Annotated in this window: 2 protein-coding genes; one reads left to right on the top strand and one right to left on the bottom strand. The window is 53.4% G+C overall.

The window, feature by feature from the left end; genetic code table 11:
• Positions 1–488: 488 nt before the first annotated feature.
• Entirely contained in the window at positions 489–1,376 is an 888-nt protein-coding gene (dgcS, locus tag CX651_RS19590) for a diguanylate cyclase DgcS (protein ID WP_308427926.1), read from the bottom strand.
• Positions 1,377–1,561: 185 nt separating this feature from the next.
• Between dgcS and CX651_RS19585 the strand changes: the two genes are divergently transcribed.
• Positions 1,562–2,819: cation:proton antiporter (locus CX651_RS19585; protein WP_198552068.1), on the top strand; the 1,258-nt coding region annotated here is incomplete at its 3' end.

Here is a 2,819-nt window from a genome sequence, read left to right as displayed (position 1 = left end):
GGCGAGTCGATACAGCCCCCTTTCCTCGAGTGTGGGGCGAAGCTCCACGACTTTAAGCCGCTGGAACAGCGGCTATTTATGGCTTTAAGCCAAAACTCACCAATGAACTTGATCCTAGCGGCTAGCTAAGTTGTAGCCAATCACCTGCCGCAGGGATGGGCAGGAAGCCCGAATGCAGTGAAGAACAGGATGTTAGAGAACTGCCTTATGCACAGGCGATCCTGTGACTCGCTGCAAGCACTTCAGATGTTTCAAGCTACTCAGTGCTAACAGAATTGCACCAATCCCCCTCGATGTCGCCGACAGCCGTTGGCGTAAATAACGTGGCTGAGGGCGAATACTCATCACTAGCGAAGATGGATTTGAGTACCAAATCCGCGCGGTTGAAATGAAAACCAAGAGAGTCCTCTTGGTCTAGGGGCAAATCGAGGGGCAAAACGCCGCGACTTATAGTCTCGATCGCGGGCTAGTCACAATCGCCGGCTGTCTCAGTCGCGGGTCGCGACACAATATCTATTACGGCCGGTGGCCTTGGCGCGATAAAGCGCGCGGTCGGCCTGTTCAAACAGTTGATCCTGATTTATTCCAGCGCTCCAGACGGCGATACCTATGCTGCTGGCTATGCCGTGGCGCTGAAACAGCGGCTCCTTGGTGAGCATTTCGAGCAAGCGTTCGCTCATGCGCACCGCCGACTCCAGATCGCCTTCCACCAACACCACAAACTCATCGCCGCCTATGCGAAAAGCCTGGTCGGCATTACGGATGCCACGCTTAAGCAGCTTGCCAAACTGAGTCAGCACTCTGTCGCCGAACTTGTGCCCGAGACTGTCGTTGAGCTGCTTGAAATTATCCAGGTCAAGCACCGCCAGAGATATTGGGCTGTGGGCTCGTCCGGCTCTTGCGAGCGAGGTGCGGATACACTGACCGAAATAGTGGCGGTTGCCAAGTCCGGTCAGTGAGTCAAACATCGCCTGCTCTGACATCTGCGAATAGGCGATAGCGTTGAACAGTGGCTGCGACAGCAAAATCTCAATCTGCTCAAGTTCCGCCTGTTCTACTGGGCTCAATACTCTTTGCAGCCGGTAGAGTAACTTGGCGGTACCCAGTTTACTGACCAGTTCTCTGCTTACTGTGCTCTGAGAGGTGCGTCCCCAATGAAATTGATGTCCTTGAACTTGTAACTGCACTCCCTGTACCGGCAAATATTGTTGTAACAGTTTGCCATAGCAGGCAAATACTGTCCGTGGATCGAGACTTGCGTGTAACCGTTGAACCGCCTGTAGCAGATCCATTCTGGGGTGGATAGCCTGAGGTTGATCAGACAGATACTGATAGTCTTCAGGGTAAAACTCTGTTGCCAGACCAAAGTCCATCATAAATACTCCAATAAGGCAGAACCTTTTTCTATAGTTAATCTGCAAGATTCGTGCCTGGTCGACCTTGGGCTAATTTGTATCGAGATCTCATTGAGTTAAGCTTTGTAGTGCTAAGTATATTGGGGTGACAAGTATTTGACACTGACAGAATAATGAACTGAACCATTGATAGCGGGGGAGTGTGCATGGAACATGGATTCTTTATCCAGATCCTTCTGATGCTGGTTATCGCCATAACGGCGATAGCTTTGCTCAGGCGCGTAGGCTTACCTGCTATTCTTGCTTATCTGTTGACCGGGGTTATCAGTGGCCCCTCGGGATTCAACTGGTTCTCGCAGCACCAGATGCAATCGGTAGCCGAACTTGGGGTGGTACTGCTGATGTTTACCCTGGGACTGGAATTTTCCGTCCCCAGGCTCTGGGCCATGCGCCGCACTGTATTTGGCCTCGGCAGCGCTCAGGTGGTATTGACCACCTTGCTGGCCATGGGGGCCGGATTACTCTTTATCAGCGACGTGACTCAGGCGCTGGTGATAGGTTCAGTGACGGCTTTGTCTTCCACCGCCATAGTGCTGAAACTGCTTAACGACAAGGGCTGGCTCAAGCGCCGCCATGGCGAACTGTCGGTCAGTGTGTTGCTGTTCCAGGACCTGGCGGTGGTGCCCTTGCTTATTCTGCTGCCTTTGCTTGCCGATGGCAGCGAGCCTTTGACTGTCCTGCAGCTTGGGGCCGCTCTGGGGAAGGGGATCCTGGCCTTTATTGTGCTGATGGCTTTTGGTAAGTGGGCTCTGCCCAAATTGTTTGATGAAGTCGCCCGTTCCCGCTCCAACGAGCTGTTTGTGTTGTCGACTCTGGTGGTCGCGCTCTTGACCGGCGCCTTTACCCAGTGGCTGGGGTTGTCCATGGCATTGGGGGCCTTTATGGCCGGGATGCTTCTGGGGGAGAGCCAGTACCGGCGCCAGTTGGAGGCGGATATTCGCCCGTTTCGGGACCTCTTGATGGGACTGTTCTTTATCTCCATAGGTATGTTGCTCGACTTCAGTCTGGTGCTGGCCTATTGGTGGCAAATTTTACTGTTGCTGTTGGCTGTTATAGTCGGTAAGACAGTTATTGTCTTTGCTTTGCTGAGGTTGGTTAAAGAGCCTTTTCGGGTAGCCATGTCTACCGGCCTCAGCCTGGCACAGGTGGGGGAGTTTTCATTCGTGGTGCTGGCCCTGGCAGTGAGTTATCAATTGTTGGCGCCCAGTGTCAGTAACACTTTGGTGATGGTTGCCGTACTGTCTATGGCACTGGCGCCGGCATTGGTGCGTCATAGCATAGACATAGCCAGGCTGCTGCAGGGCCTTAAACCCAGGCCTGAACCGGCAGAAAACCTGCCGCCTTTGGATCCCCAGCAAGATCTGGTTTTGCTGCTGGGTTATGGCCGGGTTGGGCAGACCATAG

The sequence above is a fragment of the Shewanella chilikensis genome, from assembly GCF_002836945.1.
Lineage (GTDB): Bacteria > Pseudomonadota > Gammaproteobacteria > Enterobacterales > Shewanellaceae > Shewanella > Shewanella chilikensis.
This window is presented reverse-complemented; position numbering and strand designations above follow the sequence as displayed.